Annotated in this window: 17 protein-coding genes and 5 pseudogenes; 7 read left to right on the top strand and 15 right to left on the bottom strand. The window is 59.0% G+C overall.

Translation table 11 applies throughout. From position 1 onward, the window contains the following. Window positions 1–43: 43 nt before the first annotated feature. The 3 genes from ACCQ01_RS09675 to ACCQ01_RS09665 form a co-directional block, all read right to left on the bottom strand. Window positions 44–1,012 carry a homoserine kinase gene (locus ACCQ01_RS09675; RefSeq protein WP_228433423.1) on the bottom strand — a complete coding sequence of 323 codons (969 nt, stop codon included), beginning with the start codon at window positions 1,010–1,012 and terminating at the stop codon, window positions 44–46. Further along, complete coding sequence (thrA, locus tag ACCQ01_RS09670; RefSeq protein WP_100665527.1) at window positions 1,009–3,516, bottom strand: bifunctional aspartate kinase/homoserine dehydrogenase I; 2,508 nt, start codon at window positions 3,514–3,516, stop codon at window positions 1,009–1,011. The genes ACCQ01_RS09675 and thrA overlap by 4 nt, the downstream gene beginning before the upstream one ends. A 710-nt stretch (window positions 3,517–4,226) precedes the next feature. Beyond that, entirely contained in the window at window positions 4,227–4,715 is a 489-nt protein-coding gene (locus ACCQ01_RS09665; RefSeq protein ID WP_372358869.1) for a TspO/MBR family protein, read from the bottom strand. 303 nt (window positions 4,716–5,018) lie between these two features. Here ACCQ01_RS09665 and ACCQ01_RS09660 point away from each other — a divergent pair, with 303 nt between their 5' ends. Continuing rightward, window positions 5,019–6,233, top strand: a complete 1,215-nt coding sequence (locus ACCQ01_RS09660) for an IS4-like element IS1481A family transposase (protein WP_372358868.1) — start codon at window positions 5,019–5,021, stop codon at window positions 6,231–6,233. Between the two features lie 14 nt (window positions 6,234–6,247). Here the strand turns inward: ACCQ01_RS09660 and ACCQ01_RS09655 are convergent, their stop codons facing one another. Next, complete coding sequence (locus ACCQ01_RS09655) at window positions 6,248–7,087, bottom strand: VENN motif pre-toxin domain-containing protein (RefSeq protein WP_372358867.1); 840 nt, start codon at window positions 7,085–7,087, stop codon at window positions 6,248–6,250. A gap of 21 nt (window positions 7,088–7,108) precedes the next feature. Here ACCQ01_RS09655 and ACCQ01_RS09650 point away from each other — a divergent pair. Continuing rightward, window positions 7,109–8,217, top strand: a protein-coding gene (locus tag ACCQ01_RS09650) for an IS3 family transposase (RefSeq protein ID WP_503257963.1) whose coding sequence is annotated in 2 segments (ribosomal slippage) — window positions 7,109–7,370 and window positions 7,370–8,217 — 1,110 coding nt in all. Because the reading frame shifts where the segments join, the coding sequence is not laid out codon by codon here. On the opposite strand, the gene ACCQ01_RS09645 is transcribed toward ACCQ01_RS09650, so the two are convergent. From ACCQ01_RS09645 to ACCQ01_RS09635, 3 genes are all read right to left on the bottom strand, one after another. Then, entirely contained in the window at window positions 8,155–10,827 is a 2,673-nt protein-coding gene (locus tag ACCQ01_RS09645; protein ID WP_323370350.1) for a hemagglutinin repeat-containing protein, read from the bottom strand. The two genes, ACCQ01_RS09650 and ACCQ01_RS09645, sit on opposite strands and share 63 nt — an antisense overlap. Window positions 10,828–10,965: 138 nt before the next feature. Further along, window positions 10,966–11,352 carry a hypothetical protein gene (locus ACCQ01_RS09640; protein ID WP_228434332.1) on the bottom strand — a complete coding sequence of 129 codons (387 nt, stop codon included), beginning with the start codon at window positions 11,350–11,352 and terminating at the stop codon, window positions 10,966–10,968. Then, window positions 11,330–11,965, bottom strand: coding sequence for a deaminase domain-containing protein (locus ACCQ01_RS09635; RefSeq protein ID WP_228434329.1), 636 nt, complete (start codon window positions 11,963–11,965; stop codon window positions 11,330–11,332). The genes ACCQ01_RS09640 and ACCQ01_RS09635 overlap by 23 nt, the downstream gene beginning before the upstream one ends. Before the next feature lie 128 nt (window positions 11,966–12,093). Between ACCQ01_RS09635 and ACCQ01_RS09630 the strand changes: the two genes are divergently transcribed. Continuing rightward, on the top strand, window positions 12,094–13,074 hold the full coding sequence (locus tag ACCQ01_RS09630) for an IS5-like element IS1646 family transposase (RefSeq protein ID WP_144421975.1): 981 nt from the start codon (window positions 12,094–12,096) through the stop codon (window positions 13,072–13,074). A gap of 84 nt (window positions 13,075–13,158) precedes the next feature. On the opposite strand, the gene ACCQ01_RS09625 is transcribed toward ACCQ01_RS09630, so the two are convergent. Continuing rightward, window positions 13,159–13,887, bottom strand: a complete 729-nt coding sequence (locus tag ACCQ01_RS09625; RefSeq protein ID WP_228434326.1) for a VENN motif pre-toxin domain-containing protein — start codon at window positions 13,885–13,887, stop codon at window positions 13,159–13,161. 82 nt (window positions 13,888–13,969) lie between these two features. On the opposite strand from ACCQ01_RS09625, the pseudogene ACCQ01_RS09620 reads away from it, so the two are divergent. Then, window positions 13,970–15,072 (top strand): annotated as a pseudogene (locus tag ACCQ01_RS09620) (IS3-like element IS1404 family transposase). Here the strand turns inward: ACCQ01_RS09620 and ACCQ01_RS09615 are convergent. The 3 genes and pseudogenes from ACCQ01_RS09615 to ACCQ01_RS09605 all read right to left on the bottom strand — a co-directional run. Further along, window positions 15,072–15,419 (bottom strand): annotated as a pseudogene (locus ACCQ01_RS09615) (hypothetical protein); the annotation flags it as partial. The pseudogenes ACCQ01_RS09620 and ACCQ01_RS09615 overlap by 1 nt on opposite strands. A gap of 96 nt (window positions 15,420–15,515) precedes the next feature. After that, window positions 15,516–15,965 (bottom strand): hypothetical protein, encoded by a 450-nt coding sequence (locus ACCQ01_RS09610; protein WP_228432369.1) that lies wholly within the window; start codon window positions 15,963–15,965, stop codon window positions 15,516–15,518. A gap of 9 nt (window positions 15,966–15,974) precedes the next feature. Continuing rightward, window positions 15,975–20,669, bottom strand: a pseudogene (locus ACCQ01_RS09605) (hemagglutinin repeat-containing protein); the annotation flags it as partial. Between the two features lie 475 nt (window positions 20,670–21,144). On the opposite strand from ACCQ01_RS09605, the gene ACCQ01_RS09600 reads away from it, so the two are divergent. Together ACCQ01_RS09600 and ACCQ01_RS09595 are read left to right on the top strand one after the other, a co-directional pair. Beyond that, window positions 21,145–21,498, top strand: a complete 354-nt coding sequence (locus ACCQ01_RS09600) for a SymE family type I addiction module toxin (RefSeq protein WP_116891620.1) — start codon at window positions 21,145–21,147, stop codon at window positions 21,496–21,498. A 97-nt stretch (window positions 21,499–21,595) separates the two neighbouring features. Next, window positions 21,596–21,811 (top strand): hypothetical protein, encoded by a 216-nt coding sequence (locus ACCQ01_RS09595; protein WP_228432372.1) that lies wholly within the window; start codon window positions 21,596–21,598, stop codon window positions 21,809–21,811. A 230-nt stretch (window positions 21,812–22,041) separates the two neighbouring features. Here the strand turns inward: ACCQ01_RS09595 and ACCQ01_RS09590 are convergent, their stop codons facing one another. Beyond that, window positions 22,042–22,428 carry a hypothetical protein gene (locus ACCQ01_RS09590; protein WP_147308924.1) on the bottom strand — a complete coding sequence of 129 codons (387 nt, stop codon included), beginning with the start codon at window positions 22,426–22,428 and terminating at the stop codon, window positions 22,042–22,044. 2 nt (window positions 22,429–22,430) lie between these two features. Then, complete coding sequence (locus tag ACCQ01_RS09585) at window positions 22,431–22,652, bottom strand: hypothetical protein (protein ID WP_228432373.1); 222 nt, start codon at window positions 22,650–22,652, stop codon at window positions 22,431–22,433. Here ACCQ01_RS09585 and ACCQ01_RS09580 point away from each other — a divergent pair. After that, window positions 22,646–22,854, top strand: a pseudogene (locus tag ACCQ01_RS09580) (transposase); the annotation flags it as partial. The gene ACCQ01_RS09585 and the pseudogene ACCQ01_RS09580 sit on opposite strands and share 7 nt — an antisense overlap. Before the next feature lie 41 nt (window positions 22,855–22,895). On the opposite strand, the gene ACCQ01_RS09575 reads toward ACCQ01_RS09580, so the two are convergent. Both ACCQ01_RS09575 and ACCQ01_RS09570 read right to left on the bottom strand, forming a co-directional pair. Next, window positions 22,896–23,147 (bottom strand): hypothetical protein, encoded by a 252-nt coding sequence (locus tag ACCQ01_RS09575; protein WP_080565816.1) that lies wholly within the window; start codon window positions 23,145–23,147, stop codon window positions 22,896–22,898. Further along, a pseudogene (locus tag ACCQ01_RS09570) lies at window positions 23,144–25,285 on the bottom strand (hemagglutinin repeat-containing protein); the annotation flags it as partial. The gene ACCQ01_RS09575 and the pseudogene ACCQ01_RS09570, both read right to left, overlap by 4 nt. Window position 25,286: the final 1 nt, after the last annotated feature.

Here is a 25,286-nt window from a genome sequence, read left to right as displayed (position 1 = left end):
TGCGCGCACCGCTGCTGCCTGATCGAACAACGCGTGCGCTGGCTCATGCAAGCAGCCGTGCCGCGGGGCTGTTGATCGGCGTCACCCAGGCCTGGCTGTCCAGGCCCACGCCGGCGAATGCGGCCTGCACCGCCGGCGCCGCCGCCGCGGCAGCCGCGCGGGTTTCGAACCAGGCAAACACGCTGGGGCCGGCACCGGAAATACTGGCGCCCAGCGCGGCATGCGCAAGCGCGGCCTGTTTGGCCTGCGCAAAGCCGGCAATCAAGGGCGCGCGCCGCGGCTCGACCAGCACATCGCGCAGGCCGGCGCGGACCAGGTCCGCATCGCCGGCATGGCAGCCGGCCAGCACCAGCGCCAGGTTGGTGCTCTGCGCCACGAACTCGCTCAGGCGGTAGTCGCCGGCCAGCGCCTCGCGCGCACGGCGGGTTTCCAGCACGGCCTCGGGATGTACAACAAGGCTGTGCCACGCCTCCGGCACTACGATCGGCACCAGCCGCTCCAAGGTGCACAGCACCAGCCCGCCCAGGAACAACGGCCCCAGGTTGTCGCCATGCCGGCTGCCGCTGGCCACCGCTTCGCCATCGAGCGCGTGCTGATAGAGCTGGTCGGTGCTGACCGGCGTGTCCAGCAAGGCATTCACCGCCACCAGCGCAGCCACGCACGAGGCAGCGGAGCCGCCCATGCCCGAACTCAAGGCGATGCCCTTGTCGATCTCCAGTTCAAAGCCGAACGGCAGCGCCAATGCCGCACGCAGCGACATCAACGCCGCGCCGGCGGTGTTGCGCTCGGCCTCCAGCGGCAACGCCACGGTGGTGCCGCGAATGGCGGCAATCCGCACCACCGGGGCGTCGATGCGGCGCACGGTCACGGTGTCGCCCACGCCATCCAGCGGGTAGCCCAACAGGTCGAAGCCCACCGCCACGTTGGCCACCGACGCCGGCGCAAATGCGCGCGCCTCGCGCAGGCCACGTGCGGCAGGCACGGCCTGGCTCATGTCCACCATCTGATTCACAAGCGCGCCCCCTCGCCCGCCGCCACGCGCAGCAGATCGGCAAACACGCCGGCCGCGGTCACTTCCGGCCCTGCGCCCGGGCCTTGCACCACCAACGGGTTCTCGCAGTAGCGGCGCGTGGTGAACTGCACCACGTTATCGGTCAGACGCAGATTGGCGAACGCATGGTGCGCGGGCAATTCCACCAGGCCCACGCTGGGGGCGCGATCTGGCGGCAGTTGCGCGACATAGCGCAGCACGTTGCCGCGCGCATGCGCGTCGGCCAGCCGCTGCGCAAAGCCGGCGTCCACCGTCTGCAGCTGTGCCATGAAGTCATCCACGCTGGCCTGGCGCAACGCCTCGGGCACCAGGCTTTCCACGCTGACATCGTCCAGGCTGATCGCCCGCCCCGCCTCGCGCGCCAGGATCACCAACTTGCGTGCCACATCCACGCCGGACAGGTCATCGCGCGGGTCCGGCTCGGTGTAGCCCATGCCGCGCGCCTGCGTCACCAACTCGGAGAACGGCACGCTGCCGTCATATTTGTTGAACAGCCACGCCAGCGTGCCGGAGAAAATGCCTTCGATCGAGGTCACTGCATCGCCGGTATCGACCAGGTCGCGCAGCGTGGTGATCACCGGCAGGCCGGCGCCGACCGTGGCCTCGTAGCGGAAGCGCGCACCGCTGGCATCGGCGGCGGCACGGATCGCTTCATAGCGCGCCAACGGGCCGGAGCCGGCCTGTTTGTTCGGCGTCACCACATGGATGCCGGCTGCCAGCCAGCCTGCATAACGGTCGGCCACTTCCGCACTGCCGCTGCAATCGATGATCACCGTATGCGGCAGGTGCGCGGAGAGCAGATGCGCGGTGAAGCGCTCCAGATCGGTGGGCTTGGAGGCCGCTGCAAACGCATCGCGCCAATCGCCGGTCACGCTGCGCTCTTCCAGCAACATGCGCCCGCGCGAGACCACGCCGCGCAGGCGCAGATCCAGGTTGGCTTTGCCGAGCAGTTGCGGCTGCGCGGTACGCAGCTGATCCAGCAACGCCGCACCCACATTGCCCGGCCCGATGACACCCACCGAGAACGTCTGTGGCGACAACCAGAAACCGGCATGCGCCGCGCGCAAGGCCTTGGTGGCATGCGCTGCATCGATCGCTACCGAGATGTTGCGCTCCGACGAACCCTGCGCAATCGCCAGGATATTGACCTGCGCGCGGCCCAGCGATTCGAACAAGCGCGCCGCCACACCCGGTTGCCCGGCCATGCCATCGCCCACCGCCGCCAGCACGCTGATGCCGGTGGTCAACTGCACGCGCTGCACCTGGCCAACCGTGAGTTCGTGCGCAAATGCCTGCAGCAGCGCATTGCGCGCACGCTCGGATTCATGCTGCTTGACCACGCAGCAGATCGAATGTTCCGACGAGCCTTGCGAGATCATCACCACCGACACCTGCGCCGTGCGCAGCGCCGCGAACACACGCTCGGCCGTCCCCGGCACACCGATCAGGCCGGTGCCTTCCAGATTCAGTACCGCCAGATCCGGGCTGAGCGTCAGCCCCTTGATCGGCCCGCTCACCGCACTGCTGGCGGTGATGCGTGTGCCCGGATGTTCTGGCTGGAAGGTGTTGCGGATGATGATCGGCAAACCGCGTTCGATCGCCGGCGACATGGTCTGCGGATGCACCACCTTCGCGCCGAAATAGGCCAGCTCGCAGGCTTCGTCGTAACTCAGGGTTTCCAGCTGCACCGCCTCGGGCACCACGCGCGGATCGGCCGAGAGCACCCCATCCACATCGGTCCAGATGTGCAGCTCGTGAGCATCGAACAAGGCCGCGAAGATTGCGCCCGAATAATCGCTGCCGTTACGCCCCAGCGTGGTGATGCGGTCGCCGCGATCGCGCGCGACAAACCCGGTGACCACCACCCGCGTCTGCGGATGCGCCTGCCGCCAGGTGTCCAGCCGCTGCGCGCTCACCGCCCAGTCCACATCCACGCCCAGCTCGCCACGATTGACCACCAGCACATCGCGTGCATCCAGCACTGCGCAGTCTTCGCCCAATGCACGAAAGTGGTCGCCAAGCAGCTGCGCGGAATACACCTCACCCAGCCCCTGCACGCGATCAAGCACTTCGCGCGGCAGCTCGCCGATGACTGCGAGCGCCGCCAGGATCTGCGACAGATGCTCGAAGCGCTCGTCCAACCACTCTACGGTGGGCCCGGAATGCTCGCCCAGCAACGCCACCGCCGCACCGCGATGCCGCGCACGCGTTTCGTGCCAGCGCTCGCGCCACTCGGGACGATTCTGCGCGGCCAGTTCGGCCAGCTCGATCAACGCATCGGTCACGCCTTTCATCGCCGAGACCACCGTCACCTGCACGGTCTCATCGCGTGCCAGCAACAGCTGCGCCACATGCCGGTAACGCTCGGCATCGGCAACCGAGGTGCCACCGAATTTATGCACCACGGTGCGGGCGGAAGGCGTTGGGACAGCTGCGGGTTCAAACGAAACGACAGGCGATGACATCGACAGACCTCGTTGGGAGGCCCCGTCCGCTTCAGGTGAGAGAGGGGGACCCCCGCATCCTGATCCGGGTGCGGGGCCGTTGTTTTCGGAAGTTACGCGAAGACGACGGACCGCACCGGGCGAATGGTGGCGGTGGTAATGCCGGCCACGCCCGCACCCCGCCGCATCGGCGGCATCACGGGACAAGCGGTGGCGAAGGCGTTACGCATGCATCCAAAAGACATCACCGGGGTGAAGCCTGTCAAGCAGGCCGGGTTGCAAGCGCTGCGCGCCACGTCACCCGCCTGCAGAAAGCCTTGCAGGACAAAGATTTAAGCAAAGCCACCACAAGCGATTGATTGCTATAGAAACTTTTCTGATGGCCGCGGAGTCGATCGCTGCGCAACTTGGCAGCTGTGAGACCTGGCTTCGGGCGTCGCTCTTGGCGACTCGGTCGCGCGCTCCACAGAGCTCGCTTCTAGCGAATGGGTCGCGCGCTTTACAGCAGAGTTAGGACTTCGGCGGCTCCAATGATCTGATGCAGGCCGATGACAGCCAGCGGCAAGCAATGACTCTGGGCCCCATGGCGACGACACGCCAGCTGAGCATTTCGAGGTCTTTCGCGGAATTGGAATGGCCCCGTCATTGTTTGCGCTCGTTACGCGCGCAGCGCCCACCACAGAGTCAACGCAGCCGGGCGACCCAAGCATGCCGCGTGGACCTTAGCCCGCTCACCCAAGCAGCTGAGGATTGAGCTGCCATACCGCATAGTTCAGCGCCGCCGCAAAGCTGACCCACAGCAGATAGGGAACCAACAACCACGCAGCACCACGGCTGTAACGAGCGAACGTCACGATGGTCGCCACCAGCGCCAACCAGAGCGCCACGATATCGGCAAACGCCCAAGCCCCCATGTGCCACGCAAAGAACAGCCAGCTCCACAACCCATTGAGCCCCAGCTGCAACACGAACACGCTCAGCGCACCGCGCGCCCCGCCCCACCCGCCGCGCCGCCAGACCAACCACACCGACACTGTCATCATCCCGTACAACACAGTCCACACCGGCCCAAATAACCACCCCGGCGGTGCCCAGCCCGGCCGTTGCAATCCAGCGTAGAAGCTGGCTGCCTGGATCGACGCCGCCGCTCCCAAGGCCGCCACCAGATAGCAGAGCACCAACCAGCCCACCAGTCCAAGCCACCGCGATTTCTTTGTCATCGACATCTCCATACAGCTAGCAAGTGAGCGCATGCTATTCAGGCATCCGGATGTGGTGCACGTTGCCACATGGACTGTCCAGGCGATGCAAACAGAGCGCAGACCTGTGATCATGGATGAATCAACTTTAGGCGAGGCTGCCAGTCGTTAAACTGACGCCGGCTCACTTGATAAGTGAACCTGACCCTGAGGTTTCCCCACATTTCCTCCTGGCAGATCAATCACTTGCGACATAATTGCCTGGAAGAAAGTGCGCGCATGGCGCAATCTTCAAGGTGACTAAGCCAGAGAAGGTTGACGACCATGCGCGCCAGCGAAGTATTGCAGAAGTGCCTGCTCAACTCACTGTCCGGTATGCATGCGTTGCGCGAACGCGCGTTGCTGCATGCGGTCGAGGCGTTGTTGCACGGACGCAGGCTGACACTGATGGACATCGCACGTTCGTGGCCGAGCGCACTGCGGGTGCGCGCGCCGCTCAAGGCAGTTGATCGCCTGTTGAGTAATCGCAATTTGCAGGTCGAGCGATCGGTGATCGACCACGAGATGGCGCACTGGCTGCTGCGCGGCGCGCAGCCGGTAATCGTCATCGACTGGAGCGATCTGAAGCCAGACAAATCGTGGTGTCTGCTGCGCGCAGCGGTGCCGGTGGGCGGCCGCACGCTCACCTTGCTGGATATGGTAGTGCCAGGAAAGCAGCAGGGATCGCCTGGTGCAGAAAGACACTTCTTGCAACAACTGAGGACAATGGTTCCGGACGATGTTTGCCCGATCCTGGTCACTGACGCCGGCTTCCGGACACCGTGGTTCCGCGCTGTATCGGCCATGGGCTGGTGTTGGGTTGGGCGACTGCGCGGGCGCACGCAAGTCAAGCCGCAGGACGTGCGGGATGAAGCAGATCAGTGGATCGACAGCCGGAAACTGCATGTGTTGGCGTCCAATCGTGCATGCGAGTTACCGCCGATGCAGGCCAATCGCAGCGATCCACTCGATTGCAGGTTGGTGATTTACGCCAAGGCACGGCAAGGGCGCAAACAGTGCAATCGCCGCTCACCCGCCAAAGCCTCACGTGCGTCATCGAGTCTGAAGGCCGCAGCGCGTGAGCGCGAGCCTTGGCTGATCGTTGCATCCCCGCAGCTGCAGGCACCCAGCGCAAAGCAGTTGGTTAATGTGTACGCACGACGGATGCAGATCGAACTGGCATTTCGCGATCTAAAATCACATCGCTACGGCCAGGCGCTGGAAGACAGTTTGACCCGACGCGGCGAGCGACTGCAGATCCTGCTGCTGATCAATACGTTGGCTGCATTCGCCAGCTGGTTGGCGGGGCTGGGATGCGAAGCGACCGGTATCGCCCAGTGGCTGTCTCCTCGCAACAGCACACGCAAGCTTTACTCCACGCTACGCATCGGCCGAGAAGCGCTGGTCAGGCAGTGGCCGATGGAACCCGTCTCACGGTGGATAGGGCGCTTGCGCGCACTGCCTGCGGCAGTGCGCGAGCAGATGATGCTTACGGTGTAAAACGTGGGGATACCTTAGAACCTGACCCGGTTATCAGCGTAAGGAAATCCAGATGTCGATACCGATCCATTCTTGATCAGGTCACTTGCCGCATCGATTCCGTTCTGGGCTGCATAGGCGCCAAGATAGAGTTTCAGGTTCTCCGTGTCCGCTGCAGTCAGTTGCTCGCCGGCACGATACCTCGCCAGTAAACCATCGCTCACTTGGTCACTGACACCCAGGATGACCAATTCTTTTGCTTGTTGCGGTGTCAATCCATTCGCTTCGGATTTGGCACGCAACGATTCAAGCCGCTGCTTCTGTGCGTTCCCCAAGAAATTGTTCTCCACCGCATTTCCAGCAATCCCACTTCCCACCAGTGCATCCTTCAAGTTGCCGCCCGTCATTCCGCCGGCCAGCGCGCCCACCGCTTGGGAGAGTGCCACGATCAACTGCTTGTCCTGTTCCGGCAGCAGGTTCGGATTGAACTTCCCCGTCACCGGGTCGATGGCACGCGGATCGTCGCCGTAGAGCGTTTTGGTCAAGTATTGTGCCGCCAGCTCGCCACTGGCGCCTGCCACGGAGCCGCCGTTGACCTGCGCAAGGACTGCTCCCAGGACTGCATGCGATAAGCCCTGCAAAACGGCATTGGGATCGCTGCCGTGGTTTTGATCGAAGGTCTTGCCAATCAGCTGCGCAGCGTAAGGTGCCAATGCATTGGTGGCGACCTGGCCAGCACTTTGGCCGGAGACGCCGCCCACCACGACGGTGGTGACCGCTTGCAGTGCACGGCTGTAGTCGCCGCCGACGCCCCAGTGCTGCTGTCGACTCCCCGTAAAATTGATCCATCCATAGTTAGAGGTCTCCGGGCACACTAGCCACCAAGGAGACCAACGATGCGCAAGAGCAAGTTCACCGAGAGCCAGATTGTCGCCACGCTGAAGCAGGTGGACGGCGGCCGCCAGGTCAAAGATGTGTGCCGTGAGCTGGGCATTTCCGACGCGACGTACTACGTCTGGAAGTCCAAGTACGGTGGCATGGAGGCAGCTGACGTGCAGCGCCTTCGCGACCTGGAGACCGAGCACAGCAAGCTCAAGCGCATGTATGCCGAGCTCGCGATGGAAAACCATGCACTCAAGGATGTCATCGCAAAAAAGCTGTAGACCCGGCGCATAAGCGCCCGCTTCTTGCCTGGCTCATCGAGCAGCATGGCTGGAGCGAGCGCCGGGCCTGTGCGGTGGTTGGCGTGGCGCGCTCGACAGTGCGCTATCGGCGTCGTCCAGATCGGGATGAGGAGGTCATTGCGCTGTTGTCCGAATTGGCCGAACGCTTTCCCGAGCGTGGTTTTGGAAAGCTCTTTCAGATCATCCGCCGTCGCGGACATGTGTGGAATCACAAGAGGGTCTGGCGCGTGTATTGCTTGATGAAGCTCAATCAGCGTCGTCGCAGCAGGCGCCGGGTCCCGACGCGTCATCCACAACCGCTGACATGCGGAGCAGGCCCCAATGCAGGATGGTCGATCGACTTCATGTCCGATGCGCTGTGGGATGGTCGACGCTTCCGCACGTTCAATGTCATCGACGATTTCAGTCGGGAAGCCTTGGCGATCGAAGTGGACTTGAATCTTCCGGCCGCCCGCGTCATCCGCACCTTGGAGCGCATCGCAGCCTGGCGCGGCTACCCCGGCAAACTTCGCCTGGACAATGGCCCGGAGTTTGTCGCGTTGGCCTTGGCCGAGTGGGCCGAGCGCAAAGGTATCGCATTGGATTTCATCGAGCCGGGACGGCCGATGCAAAACGGTTTCATCGAACGCTTCAACGGCAGCTACCGGCGCGGCGTGCTGGACATGCACATCTTCCGCACGCTGAGCGAGGTCCGCGAACAGACCGAACACTGGCTTGCTGATTACAACCAGCAAATCCCACACGACAGCCTGGGCGGCCTAACGCCCGCCGAGTTCCGTGATCAACAACAACCGCAGACCTCTAGTTTTGGCTGGCATTGAATTGTGGGGAGTCGACACCCCCAACGATGCGTTCCGCAAATCGCCTCCGGCGATCCCACTTACCAACGCACCTACAGCCTGCGATAGCGCTACGATCGTCTGCTTATCCGCTTCCGGCAAGCGGTTGGGGTCGAACTTTCCATCCGGGCCGTATGCGCGGGGATCGTCACGGTAAAGCGCTAGCGTGAGGTGTTGGGCGGCCAACTCGCCACTGGCCCCTGCCAGCGCGCCGCCGGTCACAGACGCGCCGTTTACCTCCGCAAGTACCGCACCAAGCACCGCGTGCGACACCAATTGCAATGCTGCGTTGGGATTGCTGCCGTGGTTTGGGTCGAATGTTCTGCCGATCAGCTGCGCCGCGTACGGTGCCAATGCGTTGCTGGCGACCTGGCCGGCGCCTTGGCCTGACACACCGCCCACCACAACGGTGGTCACCGCTTGCAGTGCACGGCTGTAGTCGCCGCCGACGCCCCAATGCTGCTTCGCTTCGGAAGCGGCGCCGTAGTCCGGGTCGCTCTGCATGAATGCGTCACGACGCTGATCGGCTGTCAACGCGTTGAAGGCGTCTTGTTTTTCCTGCGTGTCGAGGCCTTCGATGTACGTCGCTTCGATGGCATCGGCCTTACGTTCTGCCGCGGCTGCAATGTCATCGCCAATCTGCTTGCCAGTTGCAATGACCGTGCCGGCTGCCGCCGCCATCGCCTGCTGCTCACCCAGGATCTTGCGTACATCCGGCAACGTCGCAACGGCTTCATGCGCGGCACTGGCATCGGTGTTGATGCCGGTGGCCGCTGCCGTGGTGGTCTTGCCACCGATCTTGATGGTGCCTTCGGTCAGCGTGGCGTGGGTATACGTCGTGTCGCTGCCGCCTTCGCTCATCGGCACCCCCGGCATGAAGCTGCCGGTATTGGCCTTGCCGTAGTTGCCGCTGGCGATGTTGTTGCCGATGTCGCGAGACTGTTCGCCAGTGCTCTGCTGGACCGGGTTGCCGTTGTCGTCGGTTTTCTGGGTGCCGGTACTGCCAAAGCCGCCGCTGATGCTGCCGGACGAGGCGCTGTAGTCCATCTGGTTTTTCAGATCGGTAAACGTCAGCGAGTCGGCGGTCAGTTCGCTGGCACCGGCATTGGTACTGGCGATCGCGCCGCCGATCAGGTTTACGTTACCGGCAGTGACGTGGTAACCGCCACTGCCTGCAAATAGGCCCGACTGTTCGACGACACCCAGGTAGTTGCCGTTGGCCTTGGCGCCGCTTGCGTATCCGCTGGCATCCCAAGCGGTACCCGCTGAGACCTGCACCCGGCCACCCACACTGCTTTCCTTGGACTGGATGTCAAGCTTGTCTTGCAGCGATTCGATGGTCAGGTCGCCACCGATCTGTGCATCGATCCTGTCACCCTTGACCACTGCGCCGCGCAAGGTGGTATCGCCTTCGGACTTGAGGACGATGTTCTGGCCGGCCAGCTGCGTGTTCTGCCAGGTGCTGCCGTCCACGTTCGACTTGTGGCTGCCTGCGCTGGCCTGCACGTATGCGTACACGCCGGTCTGCGCGCCGACCGATGCGCCGACGCCCACCTCGAACCCGGCGTTGCTGCCCTTGCTCTGCTCGGTATTGCTGGAGCTGCCGGCTTCCAGCACCAGATCGCGCGCCGAGTCCAGGCTCAGCGTGTCGCCGGCCTTGATGTTGCCTTGCACGATGCGGAGGTCGCCTTCGGTGGTTTTCAGGAGGACATTGCCACCACCGGTGATGGTGGAGCCCTGCGACATCTGACTGCTGCTGTTGAAGCTGCTCTCGCTGGTTGCAAAGCCGACGCCGGCTTCAACGCTGAGCAGCGAGCCGCTACCTGCGCCACCGGCCATGCTGCTGATCGCACTGGCCGACTGATAGGCATTTGCTGCTGCCGCCATGCCCTGCATCGCACCCAAGCGCCCATCGGACTTGCGCGCATCGTCCACGTTGTTGATCAGATCGATCAGCGGGGACTTGATGCGCGCGAAGGCGCCGATCTTCAGGTCATCGTCCTGCTGCGAGGCCGAGCTGCTCTGGTTGGCGGTCAGCAACTGGATCGAGGCGGCGGTGATGTCCACGTCCTTGGCCGCAACCACATTGCTGGCCGACTGGGTGTACGCGCCGCCTGCGGTCAGGCTGACATTGCCGCCCAGGCTGCCGACGTTACTGGCCACCTGCGAGACCTGGGCGTTGTCGTCGGTGTGGTTCTTTTTGTTGTAGCCGGCAAAGCGCTCGGTGTCGGAAATGACCACCGTGCCGATGCCCTTGCTGGTGGACTGGTTGGCATTACCCAGGATGTCCTGGCCACTTTGGATGGTCAGGTCGCCTGCGGCACGCATGCTGACATTGCCCTGCGCGGCGATATTGCTGGCCGTCAGAGTGATGTCGCCTTGTGTGGTGGTCAGGCTGGCGTTGCCGCCCACCGACAACTGGGTGCCGGTGATGGTGTCGGTCTGGCCGTTGCCGGTGCCTTGCTGGTTGTAATTGCCGTAAGGCAACCCTGCCGCATTGTTGAAACCCCAGCCCTTGCCGGTGCTGGCATTGCCGCTGGACTGGGTATTGTGCGCGACATCGAACACGATGTCCTTGCTGGCGAGCAGCACGGCATTGCCTTCGGCCGAAGGCAGGGTCAGATTAGCCTACCAATTAGACCTGACCCCGTTATTTAATCGGTGAAGAGTGCATGCGGCGCTGCAAAATTTCCAAGTGATATTCGTAGAAGATCGCATTGCAGGAAATCTTCAAGACTGAGAGCCAGGGCTAATCGGGAATTTATTTGCTTCAGAATTAATTATTTTAAGGTCTCGCAAAAACTCCTCTCGCTCCTCCCCAGTCAACTCGCTAAAAATCTCTTCGATCCCATCACTTTCCATCTTTTCTTTAATTCTTTTATAAAGGACTTCACCGCCCTCCTGAAACCACCCACCACAAAGTATATAGTTAATAACTTCCCACATTAGATTTTCTAAAGGGCGTTCAAAGCCATCTTCAAACGCGTATAAAACATATCCCATGACGTGACTGTGCGGCAATCCTTTAGCAATAGCGTAGTCGCGACACCCATCATAATAGGCTTCAAGAGCCCAGCTCTTTAAGGTTTTATAATCAACCCTCTCTTCGTGCAACATTACTAACTCCTTTTTTCGGGCGGATTACCCCACCACTATCCATTATATTAAGTTTTATGTTCGGATATTTTGCCTTAAAAAGATCTATCACATTAGCGCAACTTGAACATGGCGGCCGCTCGGTTAAAAGATTTATAACCCCTTTTGCGGAAGTGTTCTCCCCTAGCACACTGGCAATATTGTTCAATATTTTCGCTTCTGAGTCAGCGCTTCGATGCACCGGAAACGAAGCTGCAGTATTTACCACGCTGCTTTCAAACACTTCCGGAACCTGACCTACGAACCCCAACTGCGCTTGTTGTTTAGTAGGGACATCAATACGACTCGATGCGGCCATGGTAGCAGGAATTCCTGGGATATCAATCTGCGCGATCCCCATATTACCCCCAGTTCTTTCCCCACCAGAAAGGGCTCCTCTCAGGTCAGCAATTCGTGAAGAAAGCTGAGTTCGCGCCAAATTAATTTCAGCTACCTGCTTTTCTATGGCTTTAATTTCATTCAACGAAATATTAGCCTTGTTAACAGCATCCAAGCCCTTTGAAACAGAAACCGAAGGCGCCAACTGCGTAAGCCCATAGACGAGCTCAGCTGCACCTTCCGAAAGCCCGAGCATCTGAAGCGCACGACCACCTAAAGTCGGAGTTGATACTCCTCCAAAAAGAGTCTTTGAGCCGCTAAGGAACCTCTGAACAACGCACCACAAATACGCGACACTACCCGCCTGATGTTGAGGAGTGATCCATGCAACTGACGTTCGGTGACGCTGAGGGCCTGGGCAAGCGCAAGCAGACCCGCCGAGAGATCTTCCTGGCCGAGATGGAGCAGGTCGTCCCGTGGCAGCAACTGCTCGGGCTGGTCGCGCCGCACTATCCGGTCTCGGGGCGGCCAGGTCGGCAGCCGTATGCACTGGCGACGATGTTGCGGATTCATCTGCTGCAGCAGTGGTATGCGCTGAGCGATCCGGCGATGGAAGAAGCGCTGCACGAGATTCCGACCTTGCGGCGCTTTGCCCAGCTCGGTGGCTTGGACAACGTTCCGGACGAGACCACGATTCTCAACTTTCGGCGCCTGCTGGAGACCCATGGCCTTGCCGCGCGGATGCTGGAAGCGGTCAACGCGCATCTGGCACGCAAGGGGCAGAGCCTGCGGTCGGGCACGATCGTCGATGCGACGCTGATCGCTGCACCCAGTTCGACCAAGAATGCCGACCATGCGCGCGACCCTGAGATGCATCAGACCAAGAAAGGTAATCAGTGGTATTTCGGGATGAAGGCGCACATCGGCGTGGATGAATTTTCCGGGCTGGTGCACCACGTCCATTGCACAGCCGCCAATGTCGCCGACGTCACGGTGACGCACGCATTACTGCATGGCAAAGAAGACAGCGTGTTCGGCGACAGCGGCTACACCGGTGCGGACAACCGCGAAGAACTGCAGACCTGCAAGGCTGCATTTTTCATTGCCGCCAGGCGTTCGACGCTGCAAGCCATCGGCAACAAGCGGGAGCGTGCTCGGGAACAGCGTTGGGAACACTTCAAGGCCAGCGTGCGTGCGAAGGTGGAGCATCCGTTCCGGGTGATCAAGCGCCAGTTCGGTTACACCAAGGTCCGCTATCGCGGCTTGGCGAAGAACACCGCGCAGGTGCTGACGCTGTTTGCGCTGTCAAACCTGTGGATGAAGCGAAAGCAGTTATTGCCTGCTATGGGGAGCGTGCGCCTGTAACGCAGGCAACACCCTGCAAACGCGCCGGAAACGGCAAAAAAATCGAGGATCTGAGCGCCGTCAGCCCGGCCGATGTGGTTAGGCTCATCCTCCGACGCCGTTGATCAGACCATCCCTAATGGCATTGTCGGCGCCGGAAAATCCTACGTAGCCAACTGCAAAGCAGCCAAATCCAGTCGTGCAGATCGGAGCGGCAACGAAAGCACCTGCGACCTCAGCAGCTCCTCCGAACATTTGCAGTCCACCCAGGGTACGAGTTCCTACATTATTCCTAGAGGACCAGTCTGCAAGCGCGTCAAAAGGGGTATAGTTAAAAAGCGGTACGTTTGCTCCTTGTCTAACTCCGCTCAAAGCGTCTGTCATAGAGCCTGAAGGATAGTTTATTGTTTGAGACTGCCAACTTAGCCAGTCCTTCTCGCCCTGATATTCCGGCTTGTCTCCTTCAGTCTGCAAAGCAGACCAAATCGCATAATACGGGTCGCTGCTGTTCAGGCCATTAGCGCACTTCTTTCTGGAGCAAGCGGCCGCTAATAGTCGCTTTTCGGCTTCCGGATCGCCGTTCGCCATTTCTTTAATGCGAGCAACTTCGTCCACGCTTAGCATGGCATTGTTTGTTGCCGCATTGCCCGCTATCTGAGCGCCAATGCCAGCGTCCAGCAAGCTGCCGCCAGCTAAACCGCCAGCGATAGCCCCAGCCGCCTGCGACAGAGCCACCAGCATCTGCTTGTCCTGTTCCGGCAGCAGGTTCGGATTGAACTTCCCCGATACCGGGTCGATGGCACGTGGATCATCGCCGTAGAGTGTTTTGGTCAAGTATTGCGCAGCCACGACGTCCCCCCAATTTTGAGTAGCGCCTCAGTTTGGAGTCCAATTCCCTACCCCGAGGAGATTGGACGTGAAGAAACGTTTTACTGACCAGCAGGTCATCGGCTTTCTGCGCGAAGCCGAAAGCGGCGTCGCCATCAAGGACCTGTGCCGGCGGCATGGCTTCAGCGAGGCCTCGTACTACCTGTGGCGCAGCAAGTTCGGTGGGATGAGCGTGCCCGATGCCAAGCGGCTCAAGGACCTAGAGTCCGAGAACGCGCGGCTGAAGAAGTTGCTGGCCGAGCAGTTGTTCGAGAACGACCTGATCAAGGATGCACTGCGAAAAAAGTGGTAAGCGCACCGGCGCGTCGGACGCTGGTGCGCGAATGGATCGGGCGTGGTGCCAGCGAGCGTCGTGCGTTGGCAGTGATCGGCATGAGCGCCAGTGCACTGCGGTATTGCCCGCGCGAAGATCGCAATGGCGAACTGCGCGAACGCATCTGTGCGTTGGCACATCGCCATCGCCGCTATGGCGTGGGAATGATCTATCTCAAATTGCGGCAAGAAGGGCGCATCGTGAACTACAAGCGTGTGGAACGGTTGTACCGCGAGCAGCAGCTGCAAGTGCGCCGCCGCAAGCGCAAGAAGGTCCCAATAGGCGAGCGTCAACCGCTGCTGCGGCCAGCGCAGGCCAACCAGGTGTGGTCGATGGACTTTGTGTTCGACCGCACCGCCGAAGGCCGGGTGATCAAGTGTCTGGTGATCGTGGACGATGCAACCCACGAAGTGGTCGCCATCGAAGTGGAGCGCGCGATCTCCGGGCACGGGGTGACGCGCGTGCTGGACCGACTGGCGCACAGTCGCGGTTTGCCGAAGGTGATCCGCACTGACAACGGCAAGGAGTTTTGCGGTAAGGCGATGGTCGCTTGGGCGCATGCCCGTAATGTGCAACTACGGCTCATCCAGCCAGGCAAACCGAACCAGAACGCCTACGTCGAATCCTTCAACGGCCGACTGCGCGACGAATGCCTCAACGAGCACTGGTTCCCGACGTTACTGCACGCGCGCACCGAAATCGAACGCTGGCGACGCGAATACAACGAGGACCGACCCAAGAAAGCAATCGGCGGCATGACCCCGGCTGCTTATGCCCAACATCTGGCAAACACCGATATCATCAACCCCGGACTCTAAACCAGGCCGCTACTCAGGGCGGGGGGACGTCGGGACACCACCGGTGTGACTGACATAGCGACGATGCCGCCCGAGGTGGCGAGCGCGGCGTCCTGCGTGGTGGCGTCGACGTGCGTGCCGGTGCTGCCGGTGGTCGCTGTCGCAACGCGGATGCTGCCGGCGCTGCCGCTGGCACGACCGGTCACCGCCTGGCTACCGACAGTTGCTGCGCTCTGGCGGGTACGGCCGCTCAGGCCGCCCTATGCGCCGATGCCGTTGAGCGCGCTGCCGCTGATTCTGCGCCCATCGCTGCCGACGGCGCCGTTGCTGACGCTGACGCCTTGACTGCCGGTCATGCTGGTGGTCAGAACGGGCGCTTGAGGTTGCTGAGGTCCTAACCTGCATCATTGTGCGGCCATATCTTTCACCAGCCTGCACAAACGGTATCGCTCTTCTGAATAAATCTAATTTTTGTCTTTATTTTTATTTGAAAACTCACGATTTACCTCAAGTGCTCCACGAAGTAATCCGCGTCTACGTCTAGTTATGTAATTTTCGATAATTGCTATTGGGCAAAAATCAGCTCTGATCGCACTGAAATTTGTTATTACTGGCAATTTGTAGTAAATGTTACGCGGATCGTCTTGACAGAGATCCCAATGCCCCCCGATCTCTCTTCTAAACATTTCACCCAAATAACTGGAGCATCGAGTCAGATTTCTTGTTGCGCCTGGCTTTCCGTAAAAGATATCAATAAGAATTTCTAGAGAATTTATGCTATCTAGGGAATAGTCCAGCGAGATGCCTTCCGCGGCGGCCGCTGCAATAAGCCCCTCTAACGCATCGTCCATTCCAAAGATGAATTCTTGGAACTTCTCTAACTCATCGCCACCTGAATTTGATTTACTTTTCATCATCTTATCTCATTTTATCTGAGGCCCAATTCTATACTTAATTCCAGCATTTTCCAACGCATTCAACAAAGGTTTTGATGCCCCGGCCTCAAGGATCCATTCAACCTGATAACCGTTTTGCACCAAGTAAGCATCCTTTTTTATAGCCATCTCGTTTGAGCGCGCCCCAAGCTTCGAATTTATCGTAGTCAATGATTCGGGACCTGTTTTTACTTGCACCAGAAGCTTGGAATCGTCAACAAAAGCATCTATCTGTCTCGGACCATATGGAGTTTGGATTACACGGTTTTCTCCGCCAATCGCAGCTCTATATTCAGCTTCGCGCGTCAGAGGGCCCGATGAGTTCTGCATATTAACGTCATACTGCTTACTCCAACGCTCATAGTCCCAAGATTTGTCATTTCCGGAATTTCTAGCCTGATAATCTTCCCAGCGTTGAGCCTTGTGCTCGGCACTTCCAGGAAATCCTGCCTTGGCATCAGCGGAAGACGTCGTTAGGGACCCTGAGCCTTCCTTCGGTCGTAAAGAGTTTAGATAGTCGATTACATCATCAGCTTTGAACGCATCGCCCACACCTGTGGCAGCCTTCGCGGCGACACCACCCTTCCCTGCATAGAGCTCTGGAACAACGAGCGAGAGAACGTCAACGCTGACCTTGCCGCCGATTGCACCCACCTTGGCTATGTCATAGATATCCCAGGAGCCGTGCGTGTTTGTGTAGGCAGCAAATGCGACATCCTCTGCATAGCCACTGATACCAGCTTTTATTGCATTCAACGCGCCCTTTGCGTCGTTGAAGTTCTTATCGGCGGTAGCTGCGTAACCATTTCCCCACAAAGAGCTTAGCTGATCAATCGATTTCCCTATTTGACCAGCAGGACTCATTCCCAGAGCCAGTTCAACAGCGCCGGTGATCATGTCACCGCCACGCTCCCTTGCTCCGACAGCCCCTGCTCCAACACCAAGTGCGGCACGTAGCGCGGCGTCAGCGGTTGCTATCGATACGGGCATGCTGCCGCCCAGCGCCGCAGCAACCAGGGCCTGGTTGCTGCACCCACCTGCCGTCGCGCAAGCAAGTTTGTGACCAAGATCCGCAGTCGTCACATGGGTGACGAAGTCCTTGGTCAGTGTACCGTCCTTGTCGGAGTTGAACAGGCCAACCAACTCAGGCACGTGACCCGCAAGCCAAGCGGTGTATTCCCCAGCGTGATCGAGCTGATCTTGCATGGCTGCAGCGGCCAGCTGTTTTTGCTCCGCGCATGCGCCGCTGGCTGGATCGCTACACGCACCGCGCAACGCGAGATTGCGTTCTTCCGACAGCGCCTTCAGTTGCTCGGCGCGTTCACACTGGGTGCCAGACTTGGAACAAGCGATCAGGGCCGTGGCATATTCCATCCGCTCTTGGTGGCCGAGGTAATTGTTGGACACCTCATTCAAGGCTGCGGCACCGCCTGCAGCACCACCGGCCGCAGCGCCTAGCGCGCTCGCTGACAACCCTGTCAACGTGGCAGCCACCGCTTTATTGATTCCGGCTTTCTCCAACGCTTCTGCCAGGTACGGTGCCGCCACGGTGCCTGCGGCTGCGCCTAGCGCTCCTTCTGTGCCACCTGTCAGACCACCCACAACCGCATGTGACAGCACACGCAACGTGCCGCCATTGCCCCAATCCTTCATCAACTGATCAGCTTCGGCCCGCTTGCTGTCGTCACCGGTTGCATCTGCTTCCGCATAGAGCTCGGCCGCCTTGTCAACTTTTCCCTGTGCGTAATCGCCAACAAACTTCGTTGCCTGCTGCCCTGCGGTGGCGGTGATCTGCGCTTGCGCGGCAACTTGGTCACGCAATGCCTGACCATCCCATTGCTGGGTCAAGCCACCTGCGTCATCGCCGCTGATCACATCGCGCTTAAGACCCGCCAATGCGTCTGCAGCGGTCTTACCAGACTTGGCGAGTTGCCCAGCCTCGTCGGTGATGAGCAAGCTGCCACCACTGATTCCGCTGGTGGTGGTCGATATCGCATCGCCACTCTTGCTCCCAATGCCAGCCGCTGTACCGGTGCTTCCAGTCTGGAAGTTCTGCCACGACCAGTTTGCGCCGTTGTTGACTGTCGGCTGGACCTGACCGGTTTCTCCTTGCTGCTTCTTGTCGCCTGTTCCCTTGCTATATCCGCCCGACAGACTGAACCCTTTGGCGTCGTAACTGCTGGTGTTTTCAATATCGCTATAGGTCAGCGTGCCGGTCTGCAGGCGGTTGACGCCGGCATCCACCGCCGCCTGGGTGCTGGCGATTACCGCGCCTTTCAGATCGGTATTGCCGCCGACACGGATGTTGAAACCGCCGTCGCCGGCCTGGATACCGCTCTGTTCGGTCACGCTCGCGAAGTCGCCACTGACCTTGTTACTGCTATAGCTGGCGCTGGCACTGAACCCTGCGCCAAAGGTCACACTCGCGCCAACACTCTTGTCCTTGCTGTCGTACGTGCTGGTGTCCTGCAGGCTCTCGATGCTCAGATTGCCACCGACATCGGCGATCACCTTGTCCGCCGACAGCTGCGCGCCCTTGAGCGTGGTGTCATTGCCACTGATGACCGTGGCCGTGTTGCCAGCAGCCAGATGACTATTGCTGTAGGTCACGTCCTCGCCATTGGCCTTGCCGCGCGATCCAGCTGCACTGATCATCACGCCAAATGCGGCACCATCCGGGCCGTAAGTGATGCCGACACCCAGCGACGCGCTGCTGCTCTTACTGGTACTTTTTTGCTCGGCGGTGTTCTTGGCTGCTTCGATGAGTACATCGTGATCGGCTGCCAGCAGCAGATCATTGCCCGCCTTGATGTCACTACCACGAATCAACAAGTTGCTCTGGTCGCCGCCACCGGTCGCAATCAGGTTGACGTCACCGCCTGCCTGGAGCTTGGAGCCTTGCGCGACACTGGCCGTCTGCGTGCTCTTGCTCTCGCTCTTGCTGCCGCCGATGCTGATGGCAATGCTCAGATTGGCGCCCTGAGCCGCATCTTTTGCGCTGCCGCCTAGCGAACCGCCTGCCTGTGCGAGGGCCTGACCTGCGCCATATGCACTGTAGGCCGCCGATCCGAGCGCAAGTGCTTCCATGCGACTGTCGCCCTTGACCTCCTTGCTGGCCTTGTAGCTGTCGTTTGCCGCCTGCGCCAGGCTGATCGCAGCCGAACTCAAGGTCAGCGACAAACCGCCTTGGCTAAACTTGCTGCGCTGTTCCGTATCAGTGTCGTTGTAGACCTCGGTGATCGCGATGTCCTTGCCGGTCGCGGTCAGGTCGCCTTGAAGCGCCATGACATCGCTGCCGGTGATCACCAACTTGTTGCCGGCCACCAGGGTGACGTCACCCTCAAGGCTGCCGACCGTCGTTCCGGTATGCGTGATCTGGTCGATGTCGGCGCCAGTGGTGACCTTTTGCTTACCGAGCGTCACCCCAATACCGCCACTTCCGAACAGACCGGACTTGGTGGTGACTTTGTCATGCTCTTCGCTATGTGTGTTCTGAGCGGTTTCCAAGGTCAGGTTGTTGCCTGCTGCAAGCGTGACCTCGCCAGTGCCGACGATTTGGGTGCCCTTCGACAGCAAGTCGTTACCTGCAACGATCTGAACCGAATCGCCACTCAGTGACGTCCCAACTGCCAGCGTGTCCTGCCACTCATCATGTGTAGTGGTCGTCTTGCTGGAGAACGTGCCCTTTTTCTTCTTGGTCATGTCCTGCACGGCATCGTGCTGCTCGCTGGCGGCGAGCAGGTTGACGTCGTTGCCGGCAGCCAAGCTGATAGCGCCGTTCTTGCTTGCAGCCGTGGCGGCGGTCAGGTTGATGTCGTTGCCGGCCTGCATGGCCAGGTTGCCGCCGGCACTGAACTCGGTGCCGTAGACGGTTTCGTCTCGGGTCGCGGTGGTCTGCTTGAAGCGCTTGCGCGTTTCCAGCGTGTCATTGGTGTCCACCGTGGTCAGGGTGCTGGCGTTGATGTCGTTGCCAGCGCTGATGCCCAGCCCCTTGCCGGCGTCCAGCTTGGCAGCGACCAGATTGACGTCGTTGCCGGCGCTGAGAATCAGATTGCCGCCGGCAGTGAGCGCCTGCTGATCGATGCTCTGGGTGGTCGTGGTGGTGGTGACGCGGGTCTTGCCGTTGCGGCTGTTGTAGCTATTGGTCTCGCTCTCGTTGAGGACGGACTCAACGTTGAGGTTGTTGCCTGCTGCCGCGATCAGGTCGCCACCGGCTTTGACCTCGGCTTGGCGAATGGTTAGGTCGTTGCCCGCCGTCAGCTGCAGGCTGTCGCCCGTGCTGATGTTGGTGCGGGTGGCCACCTTGCCGTCCAGGCCGGTGGTCGGGGTCAGCGAGAGGTTGTTGCCCGCCTGCAGTGCAGCGCTGCCGCCGGCCTTGATGGTGACGCCGTGCAGTTGCAGGTCGTTGCCTGCCGAGACGATCAGATCCTGGCCGGTGGTGACGGACACCGCATCGCCACCGCGCAGAAGGCCGCTGTCGTTGCGCAAGGCGCTCGGCGTGAGGCTGAGGTTGTTGCCTGCGATCAACGCAGCACTGCCATCGGCCTGCACACGGGTGCCGGTCAAGGTCATGTCGTTGCCGGCGACCACCTGCAGCGTATTGCTGGCACTGATGCCGGACAAAATGCCAACTCCGTTGATGGCCTTGGCTGCTTCACTGATCAGGTTGTTGCCTGCCAGCAGCCCGACATCGCGGCCCTGGATCTGGCCCTGGTTGAGCAAGTCGTTGCGCGCTTCCAGCGAGACAGCGCCGGTGCCGCTGATGCGGCCCTGGTTGAGCAAATTGCCGGCGGTGATGCTGACGTCGGCGCCGGCAATCACGCCCTGGACGAAGCGTGCGGTCGGTATTGATCAGGTGATGACGGATCGCATCTAAATTGACTTAAGACGAAGCCATTGACATCGCTCGTAACGGGTAGCAATCTCTTGACCAAGGAGCGTAGAAACTCCTCTCATAGCGGTACCCACCTCCGTCAAACCGGTGGGTTTTTTGTGCCTGTACTTTGCAGGCGCAACCGACGCGACGCCTGCGTCGGGAGGGCGGCTAATACAACACTCCTTCGGGAGGAATACGCCCGCCGGCTATGAGCGGTTTCTAACCTCCCGACATCCCGTCGCTGATCAGCGACGGCACCTGTTCGTTCAGGAGGGCTTTGCCATGCGTCAACCGCCATCCCGCACCACTACCACCCGCAAGCGCGCAAAGCGTCAGCCAACCCGCGACGCGGTCTGGCGCATCGTCGAGACGCCGCTCACTCCGATGCTCACACCCGAACAGATCGCTGCTGCCAACGCAGCCGACCTCGCCAAACAACAACGTGCCCCACGCCGCCCACGTCCACCGCAGCAACTAACCGTCGGCTATGGCTATTACACCGCTAGTAGCCAACGCATACCCACTCTCCGCCTGCGAGGTCGTTGGCTGGAGCAACTGGGCTTTGCCATTGGCAGCAAACTCAATATCCGCATGCGCGATGGCGAGCTAGTCGTAAGCGTAGCGGACAAAGACTGAGTACGTGCCGCACAGCATGCGTACGACCCGCATCAAGCTCAGCGCGCATGCCAACACACTTTTATGCGCTCACGTTTCGCCGCAGAGAATAATAACGATGAAGCAGCCTGCTGTCGTCTTTCGTCTCACGCTCGACCAAACCGACTTACTTGAACGCTTATTGCGCACCATCGCCGCCTACGGCGACGTGATCGCTGTGACCGCACCGGATTGCCTGGATGCACAGACTTTTCCAACGATTGGCCAAGCCATCTATGACGCAGCCAACACCGCACGTAACATTCTTGAGCAGCAACCGGAGCAGAAACAGTGAGAGCCATAGCGACAAATTAGCCACAACGTTCAGGTGATTCTGCCACTCAACTCTACCTTACGGCCCCAACAATGCCGCCTCGGCCTCACGCAAGAGGCCGATGACTTAATTTCTTAAGAAAAAATGCTTTTTCATGCATAGGAATTGGACTTAGAACTTGGTTAATGCTCAGAATTGGGTCAACTTCACATCACGGCAAGCATCATTACGATCCAACATTAAACCAACCATCACATTTCAAAATAAACAGATTTTATAAAATCACCCTCCGGAGAAAATAATGAAACATCAATATCCGGAAGCACAGCACCAAGATCGTCCCTCTCAATAACCAATCCATTATCAGCGGCTTTTTTTAGAAAATCTTCAAAATTTTCATCAAAAACTTTTATCCCACTTATCGAAACATTTGCCCCATTTACAAATTCGACGCCTTCAACAATATTTTTTTCCGAATAATATACGTGAGCCCTATGATTGAAGAAGTTATCGGTAGTATTTTTTGCAAGAGAGCTCTTATTAAACTCATTAAATTCACCCAAAATTTCCCTTACCTTAGATCGACCCATTCCTTTTGAGATTGGGCCAACACTACAACTTAGTCGTTCAAAATTCATGATCATTTAACCTTAAAATCGTCGAGGTTCAATGTCTTTGCATAATCAATCATTTGCTGAATATGGCCATCATACTTGTTGCCAAATTCAGCTCTGATGTCATCAACGTCCATCTGTACAGCATCCATCAACCTACCTTGATCAAGCAACTCCTTTTGCTTATCCCTGTAGGCCTTAGCACTCTTGGATCGTCCAACGCTCGCAGTCAACTGGTGACTGCGCATGGCAACGTGGCAGCAACGAAAATGCCAACGGATTGACCCGCCAGTATTGCCACGACAGATCGATTTCAGCAGCATCACCGATGCGCACCTGCGATGGATCGAGCAGCGACTCTACAATCGCCCGCGCAAGATACTCGGATTCAAAACGCCCCTCGAAGTCTTCTCCGAGGAGGTCCTCAAGCGCGTTGCGAATCAGAGTTGAATTCGCCCCCATATAAACTAATAATAGTAATTTTATTTCTATTAATTCAAACCAAGTGAGCTTGGTAGATCTCTCACAAAATCCGCAACCTCACCCTCATACATTAAGGATGCAGAAACTAAATCAGAGCACAATAAGTCCCTATCAATATCCGGAAGTTTCTGCAATTCAAAGGCCAGCTGCTCCATCATCTGCACAGCTGCATCCTGATCAACTATTTTGGCGTCAGAAAACTCTAGAAAATTGCAAAAATCCGCTATTACTTTTGCAAAAGTCTTATTAACTTTACTCATGGCTTAACCACCTCTACAGTTATGTTATAAATGCCAAGCTCTTCGAACATCTTCTTTGCACGATTAGCCTGCGCCTGTGTGGACACTTCCCAGCGACCAGTTAAGCCCTGTTCTGACAAAGCTTGAGATTGACGTAGCGCCTGGTCTTTCGCCTTTGGCGTCGTAACTACAGATATTTTACGATCCACCAGCACATCTGCGTCAACACCATCGAACTTGACAGGCCGTTCCGTTCCATCTGGCATAGTCCTTGTGATTGAAGGCGCCTGTGATGCTTGCGTTTCTACATTTGATCGTGCACCTGGAGCGGAGTCATTATAATCGCGCGCCTTGGGACTCATCGACGCTTTTTCGTCAACCCAAACAATCTTACTTTCGGCTTCATCAATTTTCTTTCCAATACCCTGCGAACTATCAAGAAGGCTGTTGGCTGCCTTCCGTGTACTGATAACACCGAGAATTGACGCCATCGAGTCAACGCCCATCCCCGCCATCATATTGGTGGCGGGCCGTACCGATTGAAGTTGCTGCTCGCTCTGGGCTCCTAGGCCATAAGTACCAATAAAATTGCCAAACGGATCAACCAGATACTGCTGCTTCTTGTTCTGCAGGAACTCTCCTGGCGCAGAGTTTTCGAACAGCGTACTCGCGACCGTCTTGACCGGGCCACCAGCAGCTGCCATCGCGACGTAAGCAAGCGCCGAGGCAGTGTCTTGACCCAGCCAGTTGCTTGCTCTCTCAACGCCGCGACCACCACTCTCGATGACTCCGCTGACAAGCTGACCAGCGTGCAGGAGCCCACCGGACGATTTACCGACTACCTCTACCGTCGGTAGCGTCTCGACACCTCCCGTAGTAACAAGAGCCTGTCTCTCAGGATCAATGCTCTGGATACCACCAACATAGACCTTACCTAGCAGCCCCAAGACTGACTTCTGATCTACTACATCGAGCGCACCAAAACTCTTGCCGTATTGCTTCTGTGCCGATGCTTCAACCAGCGCCATGCCCGCCATGTTGTTGGCAACGCCAGGCGTTGTCAGCGCCGCCGCGAGGCTGGCTGGATCCGCGCCATTCTTGATTGCCTCGTTGATCAGCGTACGCATGCCTTGCAGCAAAGCTTCGTCACCGCCTGCCATCTCACGCAAAGCGTCGGAGGCCAGCAGCTGTCGCTTACCGTCACGGTAGTCGTAATAGCCATATTGCTGGGAGGTGTTGGCGGCGATGGCGCCCGACGTGGCATCCCCCATCAGACCACCAGCGATCAGACCCAGGCCAATGCTGGTCAGGTTCATCGCTCCTTCGTGGGCTACACCATCGCCATCCAAGCCCTTACTGATGCTTGCTGATAGCTTGGTCAGGAATCCTTCGTTGGCAGCTACACCAGCAGCAGCGCCTAGAGCACTGCCCCCGCCCAGACTGGCCTGAAATACGCCTGCCAGTACCTGCGTTGCCATCTTGGCATTACCGCCATCGGACCACTGCTTCAGACTGGACTGAGCGGCGTCACGCCGCACCGCTGCTGCCGCACGCTCTTCATCGGTTGTAGCAGCTTGATAGTCCTCGGCTGCGGCTTTGAGCTCTTCTGTTGCCGCGTCACGCCGTGCAGCAATCACTTCCTTGGCAGTACGGAATCCGACTTCGCCTGCAACCTGGCTCAGCTCGACCTGTTCCTGCAACTTGTTCGTATCAATCGCCTTGACGCTATTGCCGTCAAGCATTGAGGTGCTACGTTCCAGACCTTCCAGGGCACTGAGATCCTTATTACGTATTTCAATAGCACCAGCAGCAATGTCACTGCGAGTAGTACTCGTGGCATTGCTATTGGCGCTGCCCAGAGCACTGAGTCCTGCACTTGCGGCGGATTGCGCTAACCCGGCACCACTGGTCCCCGCGCCCACACCGATGTTCGATGCCTTTGCCTTTGCTTCGTTTTGAAGATCGTCTACCGTCAGGCTGTCCGTGGACAGGCGATTGAGTGTCGCATCCGCCGTACTTGCAATTGCGCCGCCAACAAGGTGTGTATTGCCACCAACAGTGATATCAAATCCACCCTTGCCGGCCTGAATGCCGCTTTGTTCATTGACACTGGTGTAGCTGTTGTTGACTTTCTGTTGACTGTAGTTCGCACTGCTGCCA

Source organism: Xanthomonas sp. NCPPB 4037, assembly GCF_041475695.2.
Lineage (GTDB): Bacteria > Pseudomonadota > Gammaproteobacteria > Xanthomonadales > Xanthomonadaceae > Xanthomonas > Xanthomonas campestris.
Note: the sequence above shows the minus strand (reverse complement) of the source record. Positions and strands in the feature narration are given on the sequence as shown.